This window comes from Shewanella sp. 1CM18E (assembly GCF_023161665.1).
Taxonomy (GTDB): Bacteria; Pseudomonadota; Gammaproteobacteria; order Enterobacterales; family Shewanellaceae; genus Shewanella.
Genome location: NZ_JALNTW010000003.1, coordinates 381,327 through 408,283 on the forward strand (window position 1 = coordinate 381,327; position 26,957 = coordinate 408,283).

The 26,957-nt window shown below is 43.2% G+C and carries 20 protein-coding genes and 1 pseudogene; 5 read left to right on the forward strand and 16 right to left on the reverse strand.

Features of this window, described 5'->3' with window-relative positions:
* Nucleotides 1-17 precede the first annotated feature (17 nt).
* Together MSG37_RS07200 and MSG37_RS07205 are read right to left on the reverse strand one after the other, a co-directional pair.
* Nucleotides 18-1,904, reverse strand: a complete 1,887-nt coding sequence (locus MSG37_RS07200; RefSeq protein ID WP_248469901.1) for a GGDEF domain-containing protein — start codon at nucleotides 1,902-1,904, stop codon at nucleotides 18-20.
* A 218-nt stretch (nucleotides 1,905-2,122) separates the two neighbouring features.
* Entirely contained in the window at nucleotides 2,123-3,961 is a 1,839-nt protein-coding gene (locus tag MSG37_RS07205; protein ID WP_248469902.1) for a diguanylate cyclase, read from the reverse strand.
* A gap of 402 nt (nucleotides 3,962-4,363) precedes the next feature.
* On the opposite strand from MSG37_RS07205, the gene MSG37_RS07210 reads away from it, so the two are divergent.
* Both MSG37_RS07210 and MSG37_RS07215 read left to right on the forward strand, forming a co-directional pair.
* Nucleotides 4,364-4,801 (forward strand): DUF3069 domain-containing protein, encoded by a 438-nt coding sequence (locus MSG37_RS07210; protein WP_248469903.1) that lies wholly within the window; start codon nucleotides 4,364-4,366, stop codon nucleotides 4,799-4,801.
* A 345-nt stretch (nucleotides 4,802-5,146) separates the two neighbouring features.
* A pseudogene (locus MSG37_RS07215) lies at nucleotides 5,147-5,254 on the forward strand (DUF3069 domain-containing protein); the annotation flags it as partial.
* 432 nt (nucleotides 5,255-5,686) lie between these two features.
* On the opposite strand, the gene MSG37_RS07220 reads toward MSG37_RS07215, so the two are convergent.
* From MSG37_RS07220 to MSG37_RS07245, 6 genes are all read right to left on the reverse strand, one after another.
* A complete protein-coding gene (locus MSG37_RS07220) occupies nucleotides 5,687-6,136 on the reverse strand; it encodes a hypothetical protein (protein WP_248469904.1) in 450 nt (149 codons plus the stop codon).
* Nucleotides 6,093-6,290, reverse strand: coding sequence for a hypothetical protein (locus MSG37_RS07225; RefSeq protein WP_248469905.1), 198 nt, complete (start codon nucleotides 6,288-6,290; stop codon nucleotides 6,093-6,095). Before MSG37_RS07225 ends, MSG37_RS07220 begins: the two co-directional genes overlap by 44 nt.
* A gap of 742 nt (nucleotides 6,291-7,032) precedes the next feature.
* A complete protein-coding gene (locus MSG37_RS07230) occupies nucleotides 7,033-8,721 on the reverse strand; it encodes an NAD-dependent malic enzyme (protein ID WP_248469906.1) in 1,689 nt (562 codons plus the stop codon).
* Nucleotides 8,722-9,019: 298 nt separating this feature from the next.
* Nucleotides 9,020-9,493 carry a DUF1456 family protein gene (locus MSG37_RS07235; protein WP_248469907.1) on the reverse strand — a complete coding sequence of 158 codons (474 nt, stop codon included), beginning with the start codon at nucleotides 9,491-9,493 and terminating at the stop codon, nucleotides 9,020-9,022.
* A gap of 86 nt (nucleotides 9,494-9,579) precedes the next feature.
* A complete protein-coding gene (locus MSG37_RS07240; RefSeq protein WP_248469908.1) occupies nucleotides 9,580-10,755 on the reverse strand; it encodes a serine hydrolase domain-containing protein in 1,176 nt (391 codons plus the stop codon).
* Between the two features lie 23 nt (nucleotides 10,756-10,778).
* Nucleotides 10,779-12,041, reverse strand: a complete 1,263-nt coding sequence (locus MSG37_RS07245) for an Nramp family divalent metal transporter (protein WP_282446593.1) — start codon at nucleotides 12,039-12,041, stop codon at nucleotides 10,779-10,781.
* Between the two features lie 364 nt (nucleotides 12,042-12,405).
* Here MSG37_RS07245 and MSG37_RS07250 point away from each other — a divergent pair, with 364 nt between their 5' ends.
* On the forward strand, nucleotides 12,406-13,029 hold the full coding sequence (locus MSG37_RS07250; protein WP_248469910.1) for a glutathione S-transferase family protein: 624 nt from the start codon (nucleotides 12,406-12,408) through the stop codon (nucleotides 13,027-13,029).
* Between the two features lie 110 nt (nucleotides 13,030-13,139).
* Here MSG37_RS07250 and MSG37_RS07255 read toward each other — a convergent pair whose 3' ends face one another.
* The 4 genes from MSG37_RS07255 to MSG37_RS07270 form a co-directional block, all read right to left on the reverse strand.
* Nucleotides 13,140-13,640, reverse strand: coding sequence for a DUF4447 family protein (locus MSG37_RS07255; protein ID WP_248469911.1), 501 nt, complete (start codon nucleotides 13,638-13,640; stop codon nucleotides 13,140-13,142).
* A 51-nt stretch (nucleotides 13,641-13,691) separates the two neighbouring features.
* The gene (locus tag MSG37_RS07260) at nucleotides 13,692-14,096 is read right to left on the reverse strand and encodes an SMI1/KNR4 family protein (RefSeq protein WP_248469912.1); all 405 of its coding nucleotides are present in this window, start codon (nucleotides 14,094-14,096) and stop codon (nucleotides 13,692-13,694) included.
* A 260-nt stretch (nucleotides 14,097-14,356) separates the two neighbouring features.
* The gene (locus MSG37_RS07265) at nucleotides 14,357-15,142 is read right to left on the reverse strand and encodes a RelA/SpoT domain-containing protein (RefSeq protein ID WP_248469913.1); all 786 of its coding nucleotides are present in this window, start codon (nucleotides 15,140-15,142) and stop codon (nucleotides 14,357-14,359) included.
* Nucleotides 15,143-15,336: 194 nt separating this feature from the next.
* Nucleotides 15,337-17,421: a M13-type metalloendopeptidase gene (locus tag MSG37_RS07270; protein WP_248469914.1), complete on the reverse strand. Its 2,085-nt coding sequence runs from the start codon at nucleotides 17,419-17,421 to the stop codon at nucleotides 15,337-15,339.
* Nucleotides 17,422-17,834: 413 nt separating this feature from the next.
* On the opposite strand from MSG37_RS07270, the gene rsuA reads away from it, so the two are divergent.
* Nucleotides 17,835-18,527, forward strand: a complete 693-nt coding sequence (gene rsuA / locus MSG37_RS07275) for a 16S rRNA pseudouridine(516) synthase RsuA (protein WP_248469915.1) — start codon at nucleotides 17,835-17,837, stop codon at nucleotides 18,525-18,527.
* A 149-nt stretch (nucleotides 18,528-18,676) separates the two neighbouring features.
* Here the strand turns inward: rsuA and MSG37_RS21315 are convergent, their stop codons facing one another.
* Entirely contained in the window at nucleotides 18,677-23,587 is a 4,911-nt protein-coding gene (locus MSG37_RS21315) for a S8 family peptidase (protein ID WP_282446594.1), read from the reverse strand.
* Between the two features lie 288 nt (nucleotides 23,588-23,875).
* Here MSG37_RS21315 and MSG37_RS07285 point away from each other — a divergent pair, with 288 nt between their 5' ends.
* On the forward strand, nucleotides 23,876-24,781 hold the full coding sequence (locus MSG37_RS07285; RefSeq protein WP_248469916.1) for a LysR family transcriptional regulator: 906 nt from the start codon (nucleotides 23,876-23,878) through the stop codon (nucleotides 24,779-24,781).
* Between the two features lie 96 nt (nucleotides 24,782-24,877).
* Here MSG37_RS07285 and MSG37_RS07290 read toward each other — a convergent pair whose 3' ends face one another.
* Genes MSG37_RS07290 through MSG37_RS07300 form a run of 3 tightly spaced genes read right to left on the reverse strand, consistent with a single transcriptional unit; the run spans nucleotide 24,878 to nucleotide 26,944 of the window.
* Complete coding sequence (locus tag MSG37_RS07290) at nucleotides 24,878-25,819, reverse strand: DUF4097 family beta strand repeat-containing protein (RefSeq protein WP_248469917.1); 942 nt, start codon at nucleotides 25,817-25,819, stop codon at nucleotides 24,878-24,880.
* On the reverse strand, nucleotides 25,816-26,361 hold the full coding sequence (locus MSG37_RS07295; protein ID WP_248469918.1) for a hypothetical protein: 546 nt from the start codon (nucleotides 26,359-26,361) through the stop codon (nucleotides 25,816-25,818). Before MSG37_RS07295 ends, MSG37_RS07290 begins: the two co-directional genes overlap by 4 nt.
* Nucleotides 26,342-26,944 (reverse strand): RNA polymerase sigma factor, encoded by a 603-nt coding sequence (locus MSG37_RS07300; protein WP_248469919.1) that lies wholly within the window; start codon nucleotides 26,942-26,944, stop codon nucleotides 26,342-26,344. The genes MSG37_RS07295 and MSG37_RS07300 overlap by 20 nt, the downstream gene beginning before the upstream one ends.
* Nucleotides 26,945-26,957: the final 13 nt, after the last annotated feature.

The window sequence follows — 26,957 nt, forward strand, 5'->3', positions numbered from 1 at the left end:
AATAGGTATACGTGTGTCTAACTCATTTGAGCTTGGTTACGTCCATCAGCCTTGGCTTGATAAAGCGCTTTATCGGCTTGCTTTAATAAGCTCGACAGTTTGTCTTTGTCAGACGTTAGACTTGCTACTCCGGCGCTAATAGTTAGTTTGAAACCCTGCGGGAAAGACTTTAAGTCGGCATTACATATTTTTTGCACTAATGAGCATGCAATTTTGTAAGCATGAGTTTTATCGGTATTTGGCAAGATAATTAAAAACTCTTCACCACCGACTCGGGCTGCTTCGTGGTCACCACTCAGCTCATTACGGCAAATTTGTGCCAGTAATTTCAGCGCTAGATCACCAACCTCATGGCCAAAGTTATCGTTTATCGCTTTAAAGTTATCGGCGTCAAAACTGATAACTGAAAACGCTGCTTGTGATTTTATCGCTTGCTCTAAACACAGTTGAGCCTTGTCATAAATATAACGGCGATTAGGGAGCTGGGTTAAGTCGTCGGTTAGTGCAAGGCTAGATAGCAGCTTGTTCTTTTGACTCTGCTTATAAGCAAAGACAGAAAGAATAAGAAGAATTAGGCCGCCTAAAATAATGATAATCCACTGCTGTAACTTATTTTGCTCTAGCATGGCCAGCTCTATGTCTCTAAGCTGCTGATTTTCAATTAGGTGTTTATTTTCTCGCTCAATTTGATCGGCATTAAAGCGGGTGCGCATCTCTGTGGTATGGCTAGTGAGTAGCTTTTTATCGAGCTCATTATGCAGTTTTACATATTCGTTGAGAGCGATATAAGCTTGTTGCCAGTCGAGTTGCTTTACAAATATCTCACTTTTGAGTTGCTGCAGTTGTGCCAACCCTGTGATGTTTTTGACGCGTTCAAAGGCATGGTGGGCTTTATTAATGCTAGCTAAAGCATCATCAAGTTGATTTTCAGCTAGATAGATCTGTGCTTGAAATAGGTGTAAAAAAGCGTAAAAGCCTTCATCAGAGGCTAAAATATGCGGTGCTGCACCGTCTAAGTAATGTTGGGCTTGCTTAAATTCACCAAGCTTAATTAACGTGCCCGCGATATTTACGCCAACAGTGGCTTGACCCATTTTCTCACCTTTTTTGCCCCAATATAGATAAGCCTCACTAAAGCGTGCTCTTGCACGTTCTAAATGGCCTAGTTCCTCTTCGGCAATAGCGATGGAAACAGATATTGTATTTGCGACATCAAAATTGCCGCTGGCAATTTTGCTTTGGTGTAGTTGCTTAAAATATCTAATAGCACTTTTTTGATCGCCCAGTCGGCGATAAGCATTGGCAATTTCATACAGGTTGAGCTCTTCCCAAGCTGGTAGGTTGAGATTTTGATACATCGACTGTGCTGTGATTAAATCCTCAAGTGCTTGAGTAAAATTACCTTGGTAAGAATGTAAGTAGCCACGAATGCTGCGAGCATCTGCCACTAAGCGTAAATCTTCTATTGTGTAGGCATCATTTACCGCTTTGTTATAACTTTTTAGTGCGACTTCAACTTCACCATTTTGTTCTAAATACCAGGCTTTACACAGAGCTAAGTCAAGTTGATGGCTAGGGTATTGCGCCAATAGCGGTTTTTTTAATGCTTCTTCTACAAAGACTAGCGCCTTATCAATTTCACCGTCAGTGTATATATCAAATGACCAGCAGCGAGCACGATCTTTACGTAATTGACGCCAAGCGTCATCAGGTGCGATGAGGTTGTCTAATTCATCAATATAGGCAAGATATTGCTGATGGTCATTAATCGCAATGCCATTATCAATTGCGGTAAAAATAGCATCGGCTTTTAACGGGTTTTCAGAGTTGGCAAAGCCTAGGTTGCTGACTAAAAGCAAGCAACTAATAAGCAGAACTTTTACTACGAAAAAAGACTTTGCCATTTGTAATATTTTTGTATTGAAGTCGTTGATATACATGGCTAAGCATACACTATATTTTCTTAGCAGGGATAGCTTTTAACACACGAGTATACAGGTGTAATGATTGCTCGTTTTAATGGTCTGGTAAAATAAGTATTTGAGGTGATTTACGCTGCTTTTTTAAAGCTTGTTATGTTGCTTATATTGTATAAGCGCTGCATGGCAGCGCTTTGTGTTTTTTACAAACTGCGGACTTGGTCGCGTCCTTCTTGCTTGGCGATATAAAGTGCATCATCAGCTCTTTTCAAAAGCGGCAGTAGCTTATGATCGCTATCGCTTAGACTTGAAACTCCCGCACTGATGGTAATAGAAAATCCAGGCGGAAAGGCGCTAAAGTTGGCATTACGGGTCTGTTCAACCAAATGCTGAGCGACGATGATTGCTTGCTCTTTTTCGGTATGAGGTAACACAATTAAAAACTCTTCACCGCCAACGCGAGCTGCTGTGTATTTATCACCTAAAACCGTTCTGCAGGTATCAGCGAGTAGCTTGAGGGTATCATCGCCAACGTCATGGCCATAGGTGTCATTTACCTGTTTAAAGTAGTCGGCATCAAAAGCAATAAAAGACAGAGGCAGCTCATAAATTTTAGCTGCTTCAAAGCAGCGCTGAGCTTTACTATAAATATAGCGGCGATTTGGTAACTGAGTTAAATCATCAGTAAGCGCGAGCGCTGACAATAATTTGTTCTTTTGTGACTGCTTATAAGCAAACAGCGAGATAATGATAATAATTAGCCCACCGAGTACGATAATAATGCCTTGCTGTAGCTTGTTTTGCTCAAGCATAGCTAGCTCAAGTTCTCTGAGCTGCTCGTTTTCAATTAAATGTCGATTTTCATTTTCAATCTGATCGGTATTAAAACGGGTACGCATCTCTGTGGTGTAGCTAGAGAGTAACTTCTGATCTATTTGTTGCCTTAGCTCTATATATTTACTTTGGGCATTAAAGGCTTGTTGCCATTGATCTTGCTGGCGCAGAACTTGAGTTTCAATCTGCAATAATTGCGCTAAACCACTGGCGTTTTTCAGGCGTTCAAATGCAGCCCGAGAAAGCCCTATACTCTTATGTGCTTGCTCAAATTTGTTTTCTGCAAGATAAACCTGAGCGTAAAACAAGTGCATATAGCTGTAAAAGCCGGGGTCGTTTTCAAAAATGGTCAGCTCAGCTTCTGCTAAGTATTGTTTGGCTTGGTCAAACTCTGCGAGTTTAATTAACGTCCCGGCGATATTTACTGCCACCGTTGCTTGTAAGGCTGTATCACCTGAGCGTTGCCAGTAGCGATAGCTTTGTTCAAACAAGGCTTTAGATCGTTGTAAGTTTCCTAGCTCTTCCTCTGCAATCGCGATCGAGGCCAGCATAGTATTGGCTGAGTCGAAGTTGTTGTTTTTGCGTTTAAGTTCTTCAAGCTTTCTAAAATAACGGATGGCACTTTTAGGGTCGCCAAAACGGCGATAGGCTTTAGCTATCTCGTACAGGTTTATTTCAACAAAAATAGGTAAGTTGAGGTTGTCGTATAAGGTTTGTGCGCTAATTAAGTCTTCTAAGGCTTGGGTAAAGTTACCTTGGAATGAATGCAAATAGCCGCGCATGGCACGAGTGTCTGCAACAAGGCGCAACTCTTCAATTTCATAGGCTTTTTGCAGTATTTTATTGTAACCAGTGAGTGCGGTATCTACATCGCCATCGCGCTCAAGATACCAATTTTGGCAGAGCTCTAGCCCTAATTTGTGGTTCGGGTAATTTGATAACTCAGGGTGGGTAAGGGCATGTTTAGCATAGTTGATCGCTTTGGTAATCTGGCCCTCTTCAAAAATATTGTGTGACCAACAACGAGCACGCGCTAAGCGAAGTTTTCTCGCCACATCATCGTGGGCAATAAGAGTCTCTAACTCTGCAACTAAATTGTGGTAAAGGTGGTTATCATAAACACCCTCACCGCTATCAATACGAGTAAATAGCATATCTGCTTTGGCATTATTACTTGGTTCTGCATAACTTAAATTGCTAATTGACATCAGACTTAGCAAAAGCATTAATCTTATTAACAAAACGGGCTTGGCCATTGAGCAGACTCTATCATTGATATTCATGCGCAAGCATACACTATATCGTATAAATTATATCTCTTTTTTAACATGCTAATTTTATTGGTTTAAAATGCATTTTATAAGTTTTTTGCATTTAGCTTAAGCTGTCTGTGCAACAAGACTCTTTAATGAAATAGCGATAGCTTTAAATCAATAGTATTGCTGTTGTAGAGCAGATATTTGCTGACAAAATGGGTGTTATGCGGCTGATAAATACCAATTATGCTCACATTATTAATAGGCATGATTTTAACGCTAATGAATTTGAGCAAGGGTTGATATAATTACACCAAGAGTGCTATTACCAGCGCTAATTTTAGAGAGAAAGAGATGACTGAAGTAACTCAAGCTTATAAAGAGCGCGCCGAGCAAGTGGCACTTAATGTGTGCAATACCGTAATGCCGATGAACGATATTCCAGAGGGATTATTTGAAGCTTATGCCAACCTTTGCAATGAGCTAATTGAAGATAAAGACCTAAAGTTCAGTGCCGGTTGGGATGCCTTGCCTGCAAGTGCTAAGAGCTTACTGCCAAAAGAAGATTTCCACGGGTTCTACATTGCTAATGCATGGTTCCAGTTAAGCCGTGTTGCGCAAGATATTGCTGATATGGCTGACACTGACGATGAGATCGCTGAGAAAGAATACAATGGTATTTTCACCCGCCTATCTGATGCATCATTGAAAGAAAGTGTACGTAAGTTGAAGAAAGCACGAACTGACCGTTCGATGCTTAACAGCATTAAGGCTGTGATTGCTGGCAAATAATGTGGTTTAACTTTTTGCTAAAAAGCTTGATTTAAAAGGTTAGGTCAAAAAGGCTATGGGAGTTTTCCGATAGCCTTTTCTTTTGCGTGTAGATAACGCAATTTTCTATTCCTTCTTAGGAAGGGGGATCTCTTAAGGTGGAGAGTATCTGCCAGCAACTGTGGTTCCAATGGCCTGCGGCCAGCGTATGTGCAGACACTTCTGAGACTTGCCGCAAGCACATCCATGTGGGCTCAACGAAAACATCCCTGTTTTCGACGGTCTCAGCCGCATCTGCACTAGGTTAGACAAGCAATACTCTGAGGATTCGGAGTTAATTGTTTAGTTTACTCTGACCCCACAAATTCCCGCTTGTCTGATGCTTCGCTTAAAGAAAGCGTGCGCAAGTTGAAAAAAGCGCGAACTGACCGTTCGATGCTTAACAGCATTAAGGCTGTGATTGCTGGAAAGTAGTTTTAACTTTTTGCTAAAAAGTTAAGTCAAAAAGGCTACAGGGTTTCTGTAGCCTTTTTGTTTCTGTTTGTGGTGATTGGGTATTTTGCAATCTCGCGAAGGGGATTTAGCAATGTAAGCTTATTTAAGCACTGCTTGAAATCAACCATTAGTGGTTCCAATGGCCTGCGGCCAGCGTATGTGCAGACACTTCTGAGACTCGCCGCAAGCACATCCATGTGGGCTCAACGAAAACATCCCTGTTTTCGACGGTCTCAGCCGCATCTGCACTAGGTTAGAAAAGCACAATCTTTGGCATATGGAGTAATGGTTAAAGTCCTAGCTCATTAATGGACAGAAATCAGTTAGAGTAAGGAGTCTAAAGCTAGGTCGTAGGATAAGAAAAAGTATGGCAATCAAATAAAGTTTACCCTGACCCCACATATCTAACAATTAATAGTTACTAAATAAATCGACCTCACCTTCAAGATAGCGTTCTTTTGGCAAAGTCATAGGGTTATGATAATCCAGATCAACTAACTTGATATGATAGTTATCGATTTTTTTATAATGAATTACATATTCAGATGTTGAATAATCATCCGATATTTCGTAATAAGGAATACCGATATGATAGTGATATAAGTCATGCTTTTGAGCATATTCGACTTTTTTAAGCCAGTTGGGATCATCTGTAGGAACATTTTCTGAATGGATGTTTTTACCATTGAGAGAACCATCCCAGCCATTCGCTAGATATTCTGAAATGAATGTAACTACTTTAATCGCATCTGGCTGTTCAGATGGATAACGAAAAGGTGGCTTGGTTGAATCTAAATTTTTAAAGATTTTAACAAAATTATAACTTACGCTTACTTTGTACTGTGTTGCTTGGGTTGACATCCATTAACGCCTTAAATATATCCATAGGAGACTTTGGACCAGAAAATGTTACCGCAGTTTCTGAACCACGACCTTCAACATTCTTTTTTGCTCGCGACAAATCATAGTTAAAAGTATCTACTTTTACGTCTGCATCTCTCATTGCTACTAACATAGCACACCTCTGTTTCTGCGTTCCCTAAAGGATTCAGATAGTTAGTAAATTACCTAACATCTACATGACAAGTATATGTGCATTAGGTTGATATCGCAAGAATCAATCTAGCATTGAAAGACTTAGCCGACATTCTTGACACATAATTTGTGTAGTGCGCATGCACTTGTATTTTTGCAAAACCCGCATGCACAATAGAACTACTATTTAAGCTCACCTAAAGGAAAGCTATTGATTAATAAGCACTCGAACAGAGTAGTACTGAATAAACGAACTCGGAAAATTGAGCATTGATATAAATGTCTTATCGAAAGTAATAAGTAACAGTCATTTATCGATTAGTAAAAGTAGGTCTACTGCTTGTTTCTTAATCTGTGCTGCTTATCGCCTGAAACCAATAAAGGGGCAAAAGTAAGCTACGACACTTACAGATAACACCGATTCCCCATCGGAGTTGCCGAGGTCATTGAAGATAAATATCGTGATTGAGGCATGGATGCCGAAATAGCCTTAGGTGAGCCATGGACGGCGAATATGAGGCGATAGATATTGTCGAAAATGAGTGAGGGTCAACAACTTCGTCGGGGCGGCAGGGGAGATGCAAGAGGGGATTGCTGTTGATCCCCTCTTGCCCGTGTGTGAGCTGGAAGCTCACGACTTTAGTTGTTAGACGCAGTCTAACGATAAGGTCAAGCGCAGCTTGATAACCTAACTTCGTTAGTTAAGGTTCCGAAGCAGAACCTTAGAACGCAGTGCGTTTATAATTACGATACTCTGCCATCCAAAAGTTATCGTCAATGGCATAATTCAGCTGCTCTGGGGTCACTGGCAAGGCATGGCCTTCTTCAATGGCCATTCGTGCTACTGCAAAGGCAATATGCTTACTGACCTTATGAATGTCTTCAAGCTTAGGCAATAGTGAACCTTCACCATCAATCGCTAGCGGTGAACACTCAGCTAATGCGCGGCTTGATGCCATTAGCATTGCATCACTAACACGCTTTGCGCCTGAGGCTAATACACCTAGACCGATGCCTGGGAAGATATAGCTGTTATTACACTGGGCGATTTCATAAGTGGTGTCATCAACAATCACTGGCTCAAACGGGCTACCGGTTGCAACCAATGCTTGGCCTTGAGTCCAGTGCAAAATATCTTTTGGCGTGGCTTCAACGCGGCTGGTTGGGTTCGACAGTGGGAACACAATTGGACGCTTGCAATGGCTATGCATCGCTTTGATGATCTCTTCGGTAAAGAGTCCCGGCGCGCCTGAAACACCAATCAATACCGTTGGTTTAGCGTTGTTAACCACATCAAGTAGCGAGATGTTGTCGCTGAAGTTATCCCAGTCAGCAATATCATCGCAGTTTTGTGCCAGCTTTTGCTGGAAGGGTAGTAAGTTAGGCATGTTTGACTGCAACATTCCCCAGCGATCCACCATAAACACTTGCTTGCGAGCTTGCTCTTCGCTAATGCCTTCAGACACCATTTGTGCCACGATTGCCTCGGCAATACCACAGCCGGCTGAGCCTGCCCCTAAGAAGGTAATGCGTTGCTCGCTTAGCTTACTTTTGGCGGCTTTACATGCGGCAAGTAGTGAACCTACGGTTACTGCTGCTGTACCTTGAATGTCGTCGTTAAAGCAGCAGTATTGATCTTTATAACGCTCAAGCAGTGGCATGGCGTTCTTCTGCGCAAAATCTTCAAACTGAATTAATGCATCTGGCCAGCGGCGGCTAACTGCTTGCATAAAGGCTTCAACAAATTCAGTGTATTCTTCGCCGCCAATACGTGGGCTACGCATGCCCATATACATTGGATCTTCCAGTAGATGCGGATTATCTGTGCCAACATCTAAGGTAATTGGCAGTGTGTAAGCTGGACTAATACCACCACAGCTGGTGTATAACGATAACTTACCAATTGGGATCCCCATGCCGCCAATACCTTGGTCACCTAGACCTAAGATGCGCTCACCGTCAGTGACTACGATGATTTTTACTTTTTGACGGGTAGAGTTATTAAGAATATCGTCGATACGATCTTTGTTGGCGTAAGAGATAAACAGGCCACGGTTACGGCGATAGTCTTTAGAGAAACGCTCACAAGCCATACCCACTGTTGGGGTGTAGATGATAGGCATCATCTCGGTAATGTGATTTTGTACTAGACGGTAGTAAAGAGTCTCGTTGGTATCTTGAATATTGCGTAGATAGATATGCTTGTCGAGATCATTGCTGAAGTTTTTATATTGGTCGTAAGCACGTGATGCTTGCTCTTCAATAGTCTCAATAACGTGTGGCAGTAGGCCTTCAAGATTAAAAAAGATCCTTTCCTCTTCGGTAAAAGCACTACCTTTGTTGATCAAAGGGGCTTCTAAAATGGCTGGACCGGCAAAAGGAAGATAGAGGGGGCGTTTGTTATCGTCCATTGGAAACCTTTTCGTTGTTATTGTGGGATGGATGACGCTAATCACGGAAGACTAACACAAAGTGTGATCTTTGTTAGCGTTTGCGGCGGAATTAGGCAAAAAATTTTCACCGTTTTTGTTTAAATAACCGCTAATTTAGTGAGCTAAAACAAAGATTGTAAGGCGGGGCGCTGGGGAGGGTTTTGCGAGCGTGTTTTAAATACGAGCAACATGGCTGATTACAACAATCAACCGATATAAAAAAGCACCGCCAGTGGCAGTGCTTTCTATTCGCTTTATGCACTAATTCTATGGTGAATTAGTTAGCGTTTTCTGGACGGTGCTTAAGTGATAAGCCCATCAAGAAGTTACGTAATACTTGGTCGCCACATGGCTTATAGTGCTTGTGACCAGGCTTTCTAAATAGGGCGCCTAGCTCTGACTTGCTCATGTTGAACTCAGCTAGTTCTAGCGCTTCAATGATATCGTCTTCACGTAGTTCAAATGCCACTCTTAACTTCTTGAAGATAAGGTTGTTGGTCAATTGAGATACAGGTTCTGGCGCTTCTGCACCTGGCTTTAGGCCACGTTTGTAAATCACTAAACCGTCTAAGAAACGACACATGTTTTTGTCATTAAGAGGCGCGTAACCTTCTTCATGCTCTTTTTTTAGCATGTCGATGATTTGCTCTTGTGTCACTTCGTGCTTAGTCTTCGCAAAAATACGGATCATTTTTGCGTTGCTTAAGTCGAGGATATAGCGAACTTTACGTAAAATATCATTGTTAATCATGAGTTTGATTTCTTCTAACTTTAGGATCGCGCGGCTGCGCGATTATCGAGCGCAAGTATAGCAGAAGTTAGCCCTTAACATAGCAATTACTCTGCAGCTCTTGCTGCCGTATTCGCTGGCGCCATTGCATTTTCAACCGCGTTAATACCTGCTTGATATAGTTTGACAACTGGGCGATTTTCTAGGGCAATTAATCTGCTGCGAATACTGTTACGAATATCATCGTGTAAGCCAAAGGTTCGCTCACGGTCGCTGAGATCCCAAGAGGTATTCTCTAAAATGAGTAAACTGACTTTAGATTTAGGATAATACACTGCTAGGCTGACATAACCGGGTACATAGCCACTATGACTGTATTCGACGAGTTGTTCGTCACGGCTGATTTGTGTGCCGTAGCCGTATTCCAGCACGCCCCATCTATGCTCGCGAGTCGCTTGTGGAGAGGTCATTAATGCCAGGCTTTTTGGGCTAAGCAGTTTGCCGTTATACAGCGCATCTTGAAAGCGGGCATAGGCTTCAACTGATGCAGCCATACCGCCAAAGGCTATCATTGGTTTATCAATGTTAAGTTCTATCGGGGTTAATTGTGATAGTGAGTTTCCATCAGCATCTTCAGTTAAGGTCTCGCTGCTACCTAAGATGAAGTTAGCATGATTGGTTTTAATATTATTGATATCGCCAGTTTCGGCATATAAGCCATCAAGCTTGTTTTGTTGACTGAGTTGCTTTACTAGCTCGTTGATGGGTTGTTGGTAAACCACTTCAAGTATGTCGCCAAGTAAGGCATAACCATAATTTGAGTATTGAAACTGACTTCCGGGTTTAAAACTTGGTAGCTCGCCTAGGTTTAACAGCCCTGATGTGTGGCTGAGTAACTGCGATACCGTAACGCTTGGCGGAACATACGCCCGGGGCTTATTACCATCTTTTAATAAGTAGTGGCTGACGCTTTTATCTAAGTCAATGAGTCCAGCATCAACGGCTTGCAAAACTAATGTTGCTGTCACTTGTTTGGATAACGAACCGATTAAAAAGCTCGAGTCATTATCAATATTGTCGCCCGAGATATAGGCAAACACCGGCTGGTTATCTTGCTTAATCATTATCACACCGCTAAAAGGGCGCTCACTTTGGTTGATAATGGTCGGCAGTTGTTTGGCGAGATCGCTATTTGCTGTTCTATTTGCACTTGCTTTGTTTGCAGCCCAAAGACAGCAGCCAACAACGACTGAGCCTATTAGTGTTTTTGTTATTAGGTGCATTAAGGTGTAGGTGTCCGTTTACGTTATTTGGTTATCATCCAATAGATAAAGAGCGCGGCAAAACTGACTAAGTAAATTAATCCTAGCCATGAAAGGACTCGCATGGCGCTACCATACCTATCTGCTGGCAAAAGTGCTGTGCTGATCATCAACTTATAGTTAAGCCAAGCAAATACCACAGTTGTCATAAAGGCAAGGATCATAACAAATTCGAGTAGAGGAAGTAGAGCACCTTTAAAAAACAATATGATACAAAGACCAAAAACAGATAGCGCCAGCATTACTAGGTTTAGTCTGCGCTCACTGTTAGTTTGCTTTGTCAGTAGTTGCCAGCCCATATTTAAGGTGCGGCTGTAACCGTCAATTACGGTGACTGTGGTACTGAAAATACATAAAAACGCCACTGCGCCGATAAGGTAGCGGGTTTCATTGCCCATCACTTGGCTATAAAGGCTGATGAGCTGATTGGCAAACTTAACGCCCGATGCTGAGAACTGCTCGCCGCTACCATGCATCACTAATGCACCTAATGCGAGAAATACTACCGCTAGCAGAGCTGTCATAAGGTAGCCAAAGTTAAAATCAAACAAGGCTTGCTGCTTAGTAATGGGTTGCAGCTTTTGCTTTTCAATTAACCATAATGAGTTCCATGCGCTGACCTCAATCGGGGCGGGCATCCAACCCATCATTGCTACTAAAAATCCCACATATGCCCATTGCCAAGGTGACTCACTTACAAAACTTGGTTCAATCAGACTTGGTGCGTCAAAGGCGAGTGCTACGGCAATTAAAGTGGTTAAGGTGAGGGCGAGCATGATCACCTTGGTCAATTTATCGAGCAGGGCATAATGGCCAAAGATTAAAATAATCAAACTCGATAGCAGTACTAGCAGCGCCAGCAGATCAATGGCTAGAGGCACAAATTGAGTCAACATTGCTGCGGTGAGCATAGCAACGCCTGCGGTACTGGCGACAGCTGCAATACTGTTTAGCAGGGTAAATACTATTAAGTATTTACGTCCTTGTCTTAAATAGCCTTGTAGTAGGTTTTCACCGGTTGCAGCAGTGTAGCGTGCCCCAGCCGCAAAAAATGGGTATTTAAGTAAATTAACCGCCAAAATAACCCAAGCCAGTTGCCAGCCAAACTCTGCACCAGCACGAGTTGATGCCACTAAGTGTGAGGCGCCAATAGCGGCTGCAGCCATCAGGAGACCAGGGCCTATGCCACTTATCAGCCTAGATAAATTTATTTTTTGGTTTGATATTGCTGCGCTGTACTCGCTCATCTTGATTGATATTCTTATTTTTAATTAAGGGGGGAATTAGTTTTATTATTACTTTCAATACGTTTGAGACTATCAGATGCATCTAGCAAAAGCATGGCAACATTAGCATCATTATTTTCATCTAGTTGCTAGTCTTGCTTACTTATATTGTTTTACCCATGTCAGGCTTCGCTATTTTTCACCCGCTTACTACTTTGTTATTTCTGGCTAACAGCCGTCACGTTAGCTACTAACCTAAGCAATATCGTGCTTGATTTAAAGGCATATTATTTTGAAACAAACTCAGGCTTTCTATTGCTGTCTTCTCAGCGTAGGTTAGTTTGCAGCTAGTTTGTTTTAGATATTTACGATAAGGAAACGCATCATGATTAAGCTATTTGGCATTCCCCGTAGTCGCTCTTTACGGGTGTCGTGGACGTTAGAAGAGTTAGGGCTTGATTGGCAATATCGGCACATTAACTTTGCTAATGGCGACGCTAAGGATGCTGAGTTTTTAGCGGCCAACCCATGCGCTAAAGTGCCAGCGTTAGTTGATAATGGCGTGGCTATCTCTGAATCGGCAGCCATCGTTTTATATCTGGCTGAAAAATATGGTCAAGGGAAGTTATTGCCTGAAATGGCAACGCCAGAGTCTGCGCTGCACCATAAATGGATAAGTTTTATTATTAGTGAGTTAGAGCAGCCGCTGTGGACTATGGGCAAACACAAATTTGCCTTACCTGAAGCGCAGCGTTTACATGCAATATTGCCTGTGGCCAAATGGGAATTTGATAAAGCCGCTGCAATAGCGGAGATATGGCTACCAGAGAGTGAGTTTTTATTGGGTGAGCAGTTTACTGTGGCGGATATTTTATTGGGTCACACATTGCTGTGGGCGACCCGCTTTGAACAAGATATTCCACCTAAATTAACGGCATACCGTGACCGAATCACTCAGCGTGAAGCTATGGCAAAAGGCTTGGCGAAAGAAGAGGGTAAGCTGGAATAATTGGGTAAACTCGGTAAATAAAAAGCATCCACTATTTTTAAACAGAAAGTTTAAATAGATGGATGCTTTTTTAATGCAGGACCTAGGACCTAGGACCTAGGACCTAACGCTTATAGTTGAGTTTTAGCCCAAAGCGCGCGGTTTTCTCGGCTTTCTTTTAAGCCGTCTTTATCGCGGAACGCTTTGTATGATTCAAAGTCTAATGGCACAAGTACCACGTCAACTTCTAGCATAAGTTTGCACTCTTTCTTAATGCGGTAAGCTGAAACGTTATATAGCTCAGCAAGTGGCAATGTGCCTAAAAACTCAGGGTTGTACTGCGCATATAGTGCTTGAGTTGGATAAACCACAAAGCTTAGGGCGCGCTTTGGCTCAGTCTTAAATAACTCTTCGATACCATCGCAAGTGTTAAGCACTTGCATTTCAATCGCTTCATCAATTTCCATTAGCTTCTTTTGCACTGGCATATGTGCAGGCTTTTCGCCAGCTTCCCAAGCGATAACGTCAGCTTCTGTTACTTTGCCGATTTCAGCAACTTGCGCAGTAGTTAGTGCAAGCGAATGACGAAGATACTGCATTTCAATGGCATTTAGGCCAAGTTCTTTAGACATGTTGTTTCCTTAAATAATTTTCGTGGATTGCGTGTGCTTATACTTGTTGTATTAGCTGCGCATCCAAACTTCTTCAGCCCAATCCCAGAATGATTCCCAAGAATCGTCTTCATAGATCTCATCATCTTGCCAAAGTTGAATTTGGCCTTCTTGGCTGATGAAGAAAAAGCTATCGCCTTGCTGGCAGATTGGCACGTATTCACGCGGTAAGCCGATTGACCACGCATATGCGGCCACTTCTGGCAGGTAAGTATGCGAATTTGGGTCGCTTGCGGTTACTGGCTCTAGGCTGCCGCAAATAACATCACTGGCATAAAGTAAGTATTCTTTTAGCTCCATTGGTAGTGGGATAAGGATTTCTTCTTCCACTTCAACAATTTGTTCAAAAGTTGCTAGCTCTAACGGTACGGGTACCGTTTCGCTCATTTCTTGGAGTTGCTCAATGATATCGTTCATAAGTTCTTAGAGGCATTTGGGTCTGTTAACTATTGGGGCGGAGTATATACCCAAATCGCTAAGAAGTGCAGGTTGATGTATGAGATATCGCCACCAGATAACAAGTTGATCGTCCATCTTGGCTTTTGGTTATAGTGATTGAGATTGTTTAGCGCTAAGACACGCTAGCTGGTGGCTGATAAGCAATAAAAAAGGAGCCATATTGGCTCCTTGATTTTAACTTGTTTGTTCTCGCTTAAGCTTTGTTAACCGCGAGAGAGTTAAGCCGCGGCGCTAATGATATTAGCTTGGTCGTTGCGCTTATATTTAAGCCACGCTTTATGGTAAAGCTTGTGTGACTCTTGGCGTAGCTGAGTGATTTTGGCGGTTTCAATTTCGCTTAAATCACGTTGCTGTTTATTGGCTGATGCCTGTATTGATTGCACCTGCTGATAAACTTGATGCTCAGCGCCGCTTTTAATCTCTGCAATGTCAGCTAAATGCAGCTGCACTTCAGCAATCATTTGCGACTTTGGCAATTTGACGAGTAGGTTTAAGTCACGGTAGCCAGACTCTTTTGGCGTTGCAAAGCGGTTTTTAACCTGAATAATTTGGCTGTCTGTTTTGAGTAAATCAAACGCTTGCATCAGGTTGTGAATGTCGTTGCTAACAATACTGGCGCGCACTAGGTCGGTAAGTTGGCTGGCATCGTTATCAAGCTTATTTTGTACTTTGGCTTCAGCTCTTTCACGGCTTTTAATATCGGCAAGCACTGACTGAGTGTGAGACTCTTTGCTGATCATATTAAGTAGCTGTGCTAACTCTTGTTGAGCATCATTGGCTTGGCTGTATAGAGTGTCGAGATCGGCGCTAGTTTGTCTCGGCACTTGATATTGCATTGATTGAATAGCGGTCAGGCCATCAAGGTTTTTAGACAGAGCAAGTTTGGCGCAGTAACTGCCGTTATTTTTGGTATTGCCTTGCTGGTGATCAACTGTGTGAGCAAAGGCTGTACGGGTCGACAGTAACAGTAAGAAGATGAAAAATGTCCGTAAGATCCGGTTCATAGCTGTCCTAATTTGTGGCTGTGACTGTAATCTAACTTGATATTGCTTAAGCTACGCTGAATGGCAAATGAACATTTGTTCATAGTGTGAGCAAAAGCGTTAGAAAGCCCACAATAAACAAAAAGCCGTTGATGAAATGAGACATCAACGGCTTTTTAAGTTTTTATTTTTAGGACCTAGATCCTAGCGTTCAATTACCAAATTTTTACGCGTTTTTCAGGGGCGATATACATAGCGTCGCCCGGCTTAACATCGTAGGTGCTGTAGAACTCAGGCATATTTGATAATGCACCAACTGCACGGAACTCTGCTGGTGAGTGAGGGTCAGTTGCTACACGGTTACGCATTGATTCTTCTTTGATTTTCGCACGCCAAATTTGAGTGAAACCAATGAAGAAACGCTGATCACCTGTTAAGCCGTCAATCACTGGTGCAGGTTTGCCGTTAAGTGACTTTTTGTAAGCACGGTAAGCAATGGTTACACCTGAAAGATCACCAATGTTCTCGCCAAGTGTTAGCTCACCATTAACGTTTAAATCGTCAAATACCGCGTAGCCGTTGTATTGTTCAACTAGGGCTTTACCACGTGCGGCAAACTCAGTTAAGTCTTGCTCGGTCCACCAATCGCGCATGTTACCTTCACCGTCAAACTTAGCACCTTGGTCGTCAAAACCATGGCCCATTTCGTGGCCGATAACCGCGCCAATACCACCGTAGTTAACCGCGTCATCTGCTTGCATGTTAAAGAACGGTGGCTGCAAAATCGCTGCAGGGAACACGATTTCATTCATGGTTGGGTTGTAGTAAGCGTTTACAGTTTGTGGCGTCATGTGCCATTCCCACTTACGGATTGGGCTGCCTAGCTTTTCAAGCTCTTTAGCATGGCTCAGCTCGCTAGCACGTACATTATTGCCATATAAGTCATCGGCTTTAATAGTGAGTTTGCTGTAGTCTTCCCAGCGATCTGGGTAGCCAATCTTAGGATCAAACTTAGCCAGTTTATCTTTAGCGGCTACTTTGGTGTCTGCGCTCATCCACTCAAGTGACTCGATGCTGTCGCCGTATGCTCCGCGTAAGTTTTCAACTAGCACTTGCATGCGCTCTTTTGCTTCAGGCTTAAAGTGGCGTTTAACGTACACTTTACCCACAACTTCACCGAGTAAGCTGTTTACGGTTGAAACCCCGCGCTTCCAGCGTGGCTCTTGCTCTTGTTGACCATTTAGAGTCTTAGAGAAGAACTCAAAGTTCTCGTTATCAAGATCTTCACTTAGCGTGCTGGCTGCGTGAGTTAGCACGTGCCACTGCATATAAGTTTTCCAAGTAGCTAGATCGGTATCTTTAATCACTTGGTTTAAACCTTGAATATAGCTTGGTTGGTTGATAATGATATCGGCTTGCTTGTCGGCGCCGAGTGTTGCTAAGTAACCGTCCCAGTTAATATCTGGCGCTAGCGTTGGCAGATCTTTGATTTGGTACTTGTTATAAGTCTTGGTGCTGTCACGTGTTTCAACCACATCCCAGTGCTTTTTGGCAATTTCAGTCTCAAGCGCCAAAACAGCTGCTGCGCTCTCTTTTGGATTTGGCAGACCCGCTAAGCTGTACATCTTTTCAATGTGCTCAAGATAGGCTTTACGAATGTTCACAAAGCGCTCGTCTTGATTTAGGTAGTAATCTTTTTCTGGCAAGCTTAAGCCATATTGCCAAATATGAGTGGCATAGCGGCTTGAGTCTTTGGCATCGACGTTAATATAAAATGCCATTGGCGTGCCGCCGCCTTGAATTTGGCTGCGAGCAAAATAAGTAACTAGCTCATCTTTTGATTTTATCGCGTTTACTTTTTCAAGCTCGCTAGCAATAGGTGTTACGCCAAGCTTGTTTAGGGTATCGACATCCATAAATGAATTATATAGCGCCGCCACTTTTTGTTCGTCGCTGCCATCTTTTAGATTTGGCATTGCAGCAACTTCTTCGATAATGACTTTTACGTCATCACGTGATTTCTCTCGTAGATCGTAAAAGGCACCTGAGCTGGTGCGATCGCTTGGAATGACGGTATCTTTAATCCAAGTACCGTTAACGTATTCGTAGAAGTTATCTTGCGGACGAACTGATTTATCGAAATTGGCAAAATCAATGCCTGATGTGAGCGCTTGCTCTACCGCGACTGCGGTTTCTGTTTTGCTTGCCTCAGGTGCCTTTACTTCGGTTGGTTCACTATTACATGCACTAAGGCCAACGATAAGGGAAGCGCAGAAGCCCCCAACGAGTACTTTTTTCATTTGTTCTTCCTTTAGTCTGTATCGTCAATTGTTATTATTGTGTCTAGTCAGTTTTATCAATTACGACTAGCAGAGCAGCTATATTGCTGCGCTTTAATTACCGATTGTTTTATGTCTACAAATATACATACGGTTACTTATGTTAATGTTTTTGGCGTGCCTCGAACAAGCGGCAGTTTGTAACTAATTGCTATGTGAAAAAAATCATCAATAGGAAAAGGTTTATTACTAACCTTTATGATTAAAAAGGTCACTAGCACAGAGGTTTAGTTGTTTTGGTGTCGATATTGAAGTGACGGGCTTGCAGCCTAAGCTTGCTGTTTGTTTGCAGTCAAAGTACGCAAAACTTTGCCCTTTAGTCACACTGGCCTCATAATGTCGGCCATTATGGTTATATAAGCTGAGTTCTGCCTGTGCGTTTAGATAAATTTATTTGTGAGTCAACTTCACACTCTCGTGTTTCTGCCAAAAAAGCACTACATCGTGGCGATGTAACCTGTAATGGCGAAGTGGTTAAAAACTCAGGCTTTAAGGTCACTGATGAGCATGAGATCCGCCTAGAGGGCGAGCTGCTAACTATTATCGGCCCGCGCTTTATCATGCTAAATAAGCCTGTTGATACGATTTGCTCAACAATTGATGAAGAATACCAGTCAGTTATTAGCTTGCTGGATGTTATCCGCCCTGAAGATTTACACATTGCTGGCCGTTTAGATGCTGACACAACAGGTCTAGTGCTAATTACGACTGATGGTCAGTGGTCACATAAAATCACTTCGCCAAAGAAAGAGTGCGGCAAGCGTTATTTATTAGAAACGGCAGAGCCACTGACTGACGATTTAGTGCAGCAGTTTAGAGACGGTGTACAACTTAACAATGAAGATGGTCTAACTAAGCCTGCAGAGCTTGAAATCTTAGGCTCGAATCAAGCACGTTTAACCATTACTGAAGGTAAGTACCATCAAGTAAAGCGTATGCTGGCTGCTGTGGGTAATAAAGTGACTAAACTGCACCGTGAAAGTGTGGGTGCCATTGAACTTGATGCTGAGCTTGAACTAGGTGAATGGCGCTATTTAACCGATGCAGAGATTAAGTCTGTTAAATAAAGCTTTTATCGCGACAAAGATTAGTAAGTCAGTTAATCGTTCTCGTGCTAAAAAAAAGGCCCTCATTTGAGGGCCGAAGAAAATAAGGTTAAGCGTTGTGAAAACAATGAAAACGTTTACTTAACCTTAGTACTCTAAAAATCTTGGTATTAATGCAGTTTTTTACGACCAGCTGCAAATAAGCCAAGTAATGCAAGACCTAAGAAACCTAAACTACCACCACTTGAATCCGTCTCAGGTGCAGGCTCTGCCACCTCTGGTTGTGGGGTACTTGTTGTCGGTTCGGTTCCGTCAGAATTAACGGTAAGCATAAAGCTTGTGCTAACCGCATCATTCGGGAAAGCCATATCGTGGGCTGTTACGCTCACCATAGTTTCACCATGCCAATCAGCATCAGGAGTTAGTGTCACCATGTTGCCTTCAACCGTTGCAGTCACGTTGTCTGCAGCTACTTGAATGCCATTAGCGGTGTTCTCTTTGTCCTGTACCATGACTTCAAAGCTGATGCTGTTGTTCTCATCAACGCTCATATTACTCAGTGCACCAATCGCAAGGTTTGATGGCACGTTAAGTGAAGTACTGGTAGTGATGCTGTCGCTACCTGTGTAGTCGCTATCTACATCAATTTGTAGATCTTGACCTACGCTGGCTGCACCAACACGTACAGAGAATGACAGATCAATGGCTGTTTGCTCAGGACCGAAGTAGTTAGCACAAACCACTAGACCTTCTGAGATTTTTTCATCGACATCATCAAAAGCAAAACTTGAACCACTATAACCGTATGCTGGACCAAAGGTGCCGCGTGGACCATGGAAACCATGCAGACCGATTGAGCCTAAGTGCGACTTCTGACCACTGATTTTATCGTAGGCAAAAATAAACTCATGCTCACCTGCTGCAAAGTTAAGCTCTGTAGAGGCAAGTAGCTCAAAGCTATAACGCGCATCGTAGTCAGGGTCGAAGTTAACACCAAAGGCAAACTCTTGACGCATGTTGTCCCACTCAACGATTAAGTAACGACCGTCAGTTGTCGAGGCAAGCGATACACCATCGTAAGACTCTGTGTCCATGTTGAACTCTGGCATGATCATGCCATCGCCTCGCCAAAGTGGCGCTATAACTGTATCTGGGAAGAATTGCCCATCCATTGGGAAGTGCAATGACCAGAACAGTGGCATGCTGTCTAACTGAATGAAACCACCTGGTGAAATAGATAAAACATCTTCTTCCATGTAGTCAGGGTTGTTGTTATAAAGCGGGATCCTATCGATACCAAATAGACTAAGTGGAATAGTTAAGATCTCATTGGCACGGCCGCTAATTGCAAACTCTGGCTCAATATTAGCTTCTTTATACAAGTCTAAGTAATACGGATTTGACCCTACAGGAACGCGACAGGTTAAGTCATTTTCACTGGTAGTAAATTGATACTCTCGGGCTTGTGTATTACTGGCTTGCTGCATAGTGGCAAGGTTGATTTGGTTACCTTCAACTGTCAGCGAATCAGCCAAGTCTTGGTTATTACTGCTAGCCATTACTGAATCAGCTACTAGCTGTAAGCCGTCAGGTAGGGCTATCTGCATGTTGGCATCACGCTCAAGACCTAACATGTTTGGTGCCAATTGCACGTTTACTTGAACAATGTCACCTTCTTTCGCTTGCTGCTGGCTGGTGCTAATCATCAGGTCATCACCGGCATGGACTAAGTTAAGCGCCATCTTGCCAAGGTTACCGACATTGTCAGCGCTATTACCTACTTCAACTAAACCGTAAAAACGATCACCTTTTTTAGCGCCATCTAGCGACCAGTTGATTGCTAGGTTATATGGATCAATACCATTAGTGGTTTGTGGGCCTGTTACGCTAAGGTCACCACTATCTGCACTTGGGATCACAGCTAAGCTAGTTGTGATGGTATCAAGGGTATCTTCTTCAATATCACTCCATGGACGTTTGAAGTTACCTAGCATTGCCCAATAACGGCCTGGCATCGGATTATTAATCGCACAATAATCTTGCACATCGGTAAATGAATAACAAATCGCTTCGTCATACCATTCAACCATGCCATTATCGTTGAGATCCATACCGATATCGAGTGAGCTTGCAGCAGCTTTATCTTGCGATACCTGCTCCCAGACTATACGTGCTGTGCCTTCTGGTACGTCAAAGAAATGCAGTTTAATACCTGGGTTATCCATTAAGGTTTCAGGATCATTAAAGTCGATATAAGCAGCACTTAGCTGGCTTTCAATGACCTCTCCAGCTGTTAAGCCATGAACTTTAACGTTCAGCTCAGCGACTTCTTTAGTCATGAGTTCAGGCGTTAGCATAGTGCCGTTATCACGGTGGATTAGACCTGATACGATTTCAGGTAGGGTTGAGCCGCTAAAGCTGGCAATAACCGGTAAGTACTGATCTGGAATCGCTGTATTTGCAGGGGTTAGATTGACCTTGCCAAATAGGTCTAGATTAGCAGAACTTGCATTTACTGAGGTTACATCAAGTACTTTTGCCGTGACCATGATGCTCTGTGTTTCACCCGCTTTTACCGTAAAGGTTTTTGGGTGAACATCTAGCTCTAAGAACGGCGCGCCATCCATATCTAGGACTTCGGTATCAACGGTCCATTCGCCGTCTTGAGTCGCGGTAAAGGTACGCATCCAAGTACAAGTGCTCTTACACTCTGCATTGACTAGATATGGTACGTTTAGTGCCGTGACATCACCGCCTTCCATAGGGTTAGCTGCGCGGTAGTTGTCACCATTTTCATCCATTACTAGACCGGCTTTTACAGCACGGGCGACATTGATAACACCGCTACCCATTTGGTGGAAGGTCGCAGTTTCAAGTGTTGGTGGATAGTCATTGTTATAAGCTTTACCTGACTGCGCCGTCATCATTAATGCAGACTGGATCATTGCGGGTGTCCACTGAGGGTGCGCTTGGGTCAGCAAGGCTAGGGCACCGGCGACATGAGGGCCAGACATTGAGGTACCACTAATAGCGACATAGTCACTTGGTGCTGGGTACAGGCTAAATGGCATTTCATCTGAGTAAGCTGCAAATACATCGACCCCAGGTGCTGATACATTCGGTACCATAGTATTAGGGTTGGTTGTACTTGGGCCACGAGAAGAGAAGTTAGCTAAAATATCGGCTTCGCGCTCGCTTGCTGCTATTTCTGATTCATAAATACTGATTTGCGGGGTGGCAGTTGAATTGGCAACCCAATCAACTAATGCATTACCTGCATCATAATCGACGTGGATACCCGGGATTGGGAACGGGTTTAAGTTCAGGCTGTTGCCGCCTTGACCGTCATCCCAAGAGATAGCGTTATAAAGGATTACGCCACCTGCGCCGCCTTCTGCAACATTGATTCCCTTTTGTACACGGGCAATGTCGCCACGTTTACAAAGCACAATGTCGTTGCTATCGAATGTACCTTCAGCAAATGGCTCTAAACAAAGACCATCGCCAAAGTTTGCTGCATCGACTAAGTTACCGGTAAAGTCGCCTGTGATGCCGTAACCTTCAATATCATCAGGGGCATTGTCGCCAACATAATCACTAATTCGGCCTGCGATAGGCTCAATTTGACGGCCATGAGTGCTGGCCGCAACTGAGGTTAACCAAGGTGATACATGGTCAATATAAGATGGACCATACTGGCCCCAGTTACCTGCTGACGCAGCAACAGAGATACCGGCTTCACGGGCTGAGAGAAACGCCATTTCAATGGCATCGTACCAAGGTAGTGATTCAAGGCCACCAATTGAGAAGTTGATAACATCAACGCCATCAACAATGGCATCTTCAATTGCTGCTACGAGCGCATCACCAGGACAGCCACCGAAGGTTTCGCCAAATGAGCCACCGCCTGGGTAACAAACCTGGTAAGCGATAATATTGGCACGTGGTGCGACACCTGAAATTTCAGGGAACACTAGTGGCGTATCGAAACCGTCAGACTTTTCTTCCATCCCCGCGAGCTGGTAAGCGACATTTTTTAATACGTTGCCCGCAACAGTACCTGCGGTGTGAGAACCGTGACCGTTGTAATCTTCACCTGTAGGGGCACGTTTGTAGTCGACTTCCCATTCAGGGATGTCAGGTTGGAAGATAGGATCTTTAAAGGTGTCTGTAATGATGTCGTATGAACGTACACCAATCAGTTTGCTGTTACACATGTTTGGATATTCAACACAGTCACCAACAAAGTTACCTTCGCCGAGTGGGTTACTGTGAACATAACCATCGCCGGAAACGGCTGCAAATGATGGGTGATCAGAGTTAATACCAGTATCGATAATACCGGCAACAATACCTTCACCGCGCATTTCTACACTATTTGGTACACCGTTTCCTTGCCAAATCATATCGGCACCGATGTGCTTTGGGCCGACATCAGTAAACAGTTTATATTCTTTAGCGCGAGTCACTGCTTTTACACCTGGCAATTCGGCGACTTTAGCCGCTTCATGCTGGCTTAGACTCATAGTCATACCGTTTAGAGCCACATTAAAGCGACGTTTAATTTCTGCGCGAGGTGCTACGGCTCTGATTTTGCTGGCAGTAACATCTTGGCTCTCTGTAAGGAAGTTTCGATAGTTTTTAACGGCATCACTGTTAATATCGAGAGTGCCAAAACGCTCATTACTGCGCATTGAAGGTTGCTTGCTACGCGGTGATGTTGCGGCATAATCGGGACGTTCACCTTGGTAAAGTGCGATAGGTGAATCCATTAATTGAATAATGTAAGTGTGTTCACCTTCGATTTCGTCTTCCCATACAAATGGTGCTTTATGGCTGCTGCCTTTAGCTGCACGGTGGACGTTCATGCCGACTTGGCCAGGGCGATTAGCGGTATTAACACCAGGATGCTTTGGCTTATTTTTAAATTGTTCTATTTGCTCTGGTGTCAGTTTGATCCCCATTAGGTCGCTATTGCCACCATTTTGGTTATCCAGAGATAGGGGATCTGCAACTAGCGTCCCTAGCCCTGTAGCATATAGCGCCGCTAGCGTGACGATGCTAATTTTTTTGAGTTTCATGGTCCATTCCTTGTTATTTGTTTTGTTGCGAAAGTGTTGCCTTCGCAGTGCTTTTTTATCGTTAGCAAGTCATGACCGGCTAATGCGTTTTGCGTATTAGCTAATGCGTATTTTGTATACACTTTAGCGAGTGTTAATATTAATTATTTAAATAACATGCGCTTACGGTTTTAGTGGCTATGCTTTTTTTGCATCACTTACGATACAAGTTGTAACACCAGCCTGCTTGTTCGTGATTTTCAATCTCTGTATGTTGTTAACTTGTTAACCGTTGGCTTTGGATGAGTCATGATTGAATTTAGACACTTAAGAAACTTTACTGTGCTGGCTCAAGAGGGAAATTACCAAAAGGCAGCGCAGCGATTGAATTTAGCTCAACCATCATTGAGCCGCAGTATTCAAAGGCTAGAAGACTTGCTAGGTACTGAGCTATTAAATCGCGGGCATCAAGCGATGTCGCTAACTGCGTCGGGCGAGTTGGTGCTTAGTCATAGTGAAGAGATTATTCAGGGAGTCGATACCCTAAGAAAAGAGTTGCAGTACCTACAAGGTAAAAGTAGTGGCCATTTAGCTATTGGCGCAAGCCCTGTTCCGGCAAATACGATTTTAGGACCGACAATTGGTCGCTTTATTGATCGCTTTCCTGATGTGCATGTTGAACTTACTGAAGGTACTTGGCAGCATAATTTAACTAAGCTTATGCAAGGTAAATTATCTTTATTGGTTACTGACGTTAAGGGAGAGGAAATTGGCAATGAAGCATTGGTTCAGAGCTTTAATTTGCCTTCGTACAACGCGGTTTTTTGTGCTCGTAAAGATCACCCATTAGCAAGTAAATCGACGCTAACATTAGCTGATATTAGAAAGTTTCCTTTGGCGATTCCTCGAAACTTACCTGCAGGTGTATTGGATATGTTTGGCGATCTGTTTTTTCAATACCGCAGTGACTTTTCTGGCTTGCTCCACTACGACGCATTTCCACCTATTATTGGTGCGATCCAGCATTCACAAATGCTAGCTCTGACTCCACAAGTTGCTTTGCTCGATGAGAGTATCAGAAATGAGCTGCATATTTTTACACCGCAAGATATGCCGCAACTTGATGTATGTTTTAGTGTTGTAATGCTAAGAACACAAAGCAGCATTGCCGCTAAACGTTTTTTGCAGTTAATGTTATCAGGTGCAGTGGAGTAATAAGGGATATTGAAACGCCCTATAAGTTGCAGCGTAAGAGCGACTTATAGGGCTTTGCTTATTCGGCTTTTTTATCAATGTTTACTGGATAAACGGTTATTGTGCTAATTCAATTTTACCGCTGATAGTAGAAACATTGAGCTCTGCATTACCACTACCTGTTTGAAATTTTAAGTAACTCTGCGGTGAGTACTTTCCTTTTGATACTGGATCGTTTGTCAGCTTATTGATAATTTTTCCGCCGGGTCCACCATTGATATCAACACTTACATCGGCTGCACTTAAGAACTTAATCTCGATATCGCCACTTACACTTCCAAGAGTGGCACTTTCATTAAGAGTATTAAGTGATAACTCAATATCGCCACTCACTGTTTTGATATTTAAGTTATCTACTTTTGCTAGCGCGATAGTTGCATCGCCTGAGACCGATTCTACTGATACTTTGTTAGCCTGAGTATCAGCGGTAAGCTCACCACTAACGAGTTGGTAACGTAAGGTGCCGCTACTTTGGGTGTCTTTAATATCACCGGATACTGTTTGTAAGCTAACTTTTCCGCTTAAACTGCGGCTCGATATATCCCCAGATACTGTTTGTAATGCGGCTTTTTGTTGTAAGTTGTTGGCTTTTATATTGCCACTAACTGAGCTGATATTAAGCTTGCCAGCTAATGAATCTAGCGCATAATCGGCAGATACACCCTCAGCGTGCAGCTTTAGCTGACTTGGCAGAGTAATCGTCAGCATTGAGCCGTCTTTATTGCTGCCGCTATATTGGCGCGGCAACTTATCTTCAATGGTCACCTTATTACCGCTAACATTGAAAATAAAGCCTTGGCTAAGTTCATCGAGCGTACCGCTGATGGCAATTTCATTTTTATCCCAAGATTTAAAAGTGACGTTACCGCGCTGTACCTTAACCTTAACGCTTGGGTCTGCCTGCACGCTTTGTTGTTGCTGAATACGTTCTGCTGCAAATGCGCTTTGGCAAAGAAATAGCGTGCTAATTGTTAAAGCACTAATCAGTTTATGGGTCATATTAAAGCTCCTTGAGATAATGGCGTAACCGGCAGTGATTGACCTTGTTGGAGTAACTCGATTTCTTTTGCTTGAGTCCATAGCCAAAGCTGCCAAAGTTCCTTGTCGTTGGGGGATTGTTGTAGTGCTTGGTAGATCTGTTCTGCGGCTTTTCTTAATTGTTTGATCCCTTCTTCGAGCGGATCGCTAAACTGGCTAGCTTGCCAATTTACATGTTGCTGCAAACTTAATTGCTCAACCTGTTGTTGATGCTGTAACCGAATGTCAGCCAAAGTAGTGAGTAAGGCTGAGCCCTCAGTTGTTGGCTGCATATTAGCTTGCCAAAAATTGCTGCCTAACACTCCTGTGAGTAATAGGATGCTAGCAACCGCTAAACGACGCCATTGTTGCGAGCGTTTGCTGTTGGTTTGTTGAAACTCGCTTTTATCGAGTTGTTTTTCTATGCCTAGCCAAAGATCTTGCTCTGGTGCGATCTCTTTCGGCGCATGCTTTACTAACTTCGCAAGCTGACTATCTAAGTTATTAATGTTTGTATGACTCATACTGGCCTCCATTTTCTGCTGGGCCTATATTTGCGTTATTTAACGAGTGTTGACTCATTAACTGCTGGAGTAACTTTTGTGCGCGGTGGTATTGAGCTTTACTGGTACCTGCGCTGATCCCCATTAAACTGGCTACTTCTTCATGTTTGTAACCTTCGAGCGCATGCAGTACGAATACAATACGAGCGCGCTCCGGTAGCTTAAGTAAGATTTTATCGAGGTCTTCATATTCATCACTAACCGAGTCGATATCTACTTCATTACTGATAAAGCGAGCCCAAAATGAACGGTGTTTCTTCACGCTTGATAGTGCCTGATTAACACTGAGCGTATGCAGCCAAGTTGTAAACTGACTTTCGCCGCGAAACAGAGGTAGCTTTTGCCAAAGCCTGACAAAGCAATCTTGGGTTGCTTCTTCCGCTAGCGTAACTTGTCCTGTAATACGCAAACAAAGGGCATACACGCGCTGGTGGTGTATTTGGTATAGCTGCTTAAAGGCGTGTTTATCACCTTGTTTAGCTTTATCTATTAGTTCAGGTTCTTGAAGTTGAGCTAACTCCAATACCTGCTTTGTTGCGGTCACTGGCATTTCCTTG

Coding starts and splice junctions, on each gene's coding strand:
- MSG37_RS21315 (WP_282446594.1), bottom strand. CDS start 23,587: ATGAAACTCAAAAAAATTAGCATCGTCACGCTAGCGGCGCTATATGCT.
- MSG37_RS07205 (WP_248469902.1), bottom strand. CDS start 3,961: ATGTCAATTAGCAATTTAAGTTATGCAGAACCAAGTAATAATGCCAAA.
- MSG37_RS07250 (WP_248469910.1), top strand. CDS start 12,406: ATGATTAAGCTATTTGGCATTCCCCGTAGTCGCTCTTTACGGGTGTCG.
- MSG37_RS07225 (WP_248469905.1), bottom strand. CDS start 6,290: ATGTTAGTAGCAATGAGAGATGCAGACGTAAAAGTAGATACTTTTAAC.
- MSG37_RS07260 (WP_248469912.1), bottom strand. CDS start 14,096: ATGAACGATATCATTGAGCAACTCCAAGAAATGAGCGAAACGGTACCC.
- MSG37_RS07285 (WP_248469916.1), top strand. CDS start 23,876: ATGATTGAATTTAGACACTTAAGAAACTTTACTGTGCTGGCTCAAGAG.
- MSG37_RS07290 (WP_248469917.1), bottom strand. CDS start 25,819: ATGACCCATAAACTGATTAGTGCTTTAACAATTAGCACGCTATTTCTT.
- MSG37_RS07210 (WP_248469903.1), top strand. CDS start 4,364: ATGACTGAAGTAACTCAAGCTTATAAAGAGCGCGCCGAGCAAGTGGCA.
- MSG37_RS07235 (WP_248469907.1), bottom strand. CDS start 9,493: ATGATTAACAATGATATTTTACGTAAAGTTCGCTATATCCTCGACTTA.
- MSG37_RS07255 (WP_248469911.1), bottom strand. CDS start 13,640: ATGTCTAAAGAACTTGGCCTAAATGCCATTGAAATGCAGTATCTTCGT.
- MSG37_RS07270 (WP_248469914.1), bottom strand. CDS start 17,421: ATGAAAAAAGTACTCGTTGGGGGCTTCTGCGCTTCCCTTATCGTTGGC.
- MSG37_RS07220 (WP_248469904.1), bottom strand. CDS start 6,136: ATGTCAACCCAAGCAACACAGTACAAAGTAAGCGTAAGTTATAATTTT.
- MSG37_RS07245 (WP_282446593.1), bottom strand. CDS start 12,041: ATGAGCGAGTACAGCGCAGCAATATCAAACCAAAAAATAAATTTATCT.
- MSG37_RS07265 (WP_248469913.1), bottom strand. CDS start 15,142: ATGAACCGGATCTTACGGACATTTTTCATCTTCTTACTGTTACTGTCG.
- MSG37_RS07200 (WP_248469901.1), bottom strand. CDS start 1,904: ATGGCAAAGTCTTTTTTCGTAGTAAAAGTTCTGCTTATTAGTTGCTTG.
- MSG37_RS07295 (WP_248469918.1), bottom strand. CDS start 26,361: ATGAGTCATACAAACATTAATAACTTAGATAGTCAGCTTGCGAAGTTA.
- MSG37_RS07230 (WP_248469906.1), bottom strand. CDS start 8,721: ATGGACGATAACAAACGCCCCCTCTATCTTCCTTTTGCCGGTCCAGCC.
- MSG37_RS07240 (WP_248469908.1), bottom strand. CDS start 10,755: ATGCACCTAATAACAAAAACACTAATAGGCTCAGTCGTTGTTGGCTGC.